General features: G+C 37.3%; 1 pseudogene. It reads right to left on the reverse strand.

Annotation, left to right across the window (positions count from 1 at the left end):
• Positions 1–186 (reverse strand): annotated as a pseudogene (locus M3226_RS32010) (group II intron reverse transcriptase/maturase); the annotation flags it as partial.
• Positions 187–255: the final 69 nt, after the last annotated feature.

Below are 255 nucleotides of genomic sequence, written 5' to 3' on the forward strand. Positions count from 1 at the left end.
ATTGGCTTTGACTTTTTCACATGCTCTGAAAAGATTATTATCATCAATCACTTTGTCAATTAATTCGATACCATCTTGTTGTCCTACTTCTTTAAAGACAGAACTACACGCTCCCGCATACTCTTCAATTTCCAACTTATCCCTTTGCGGGCAGCCATCTATCGATGTTTTCTGTGGTCTTTGCACTGTCCTTACCTCCATATTCCTTCAAGATTATTATTGTTCGGTCCTTCATTCTTTAAGAATTACTATGAC

It is taken from the genome of Neobacillus cucumis (assembly GCF_023715505.1).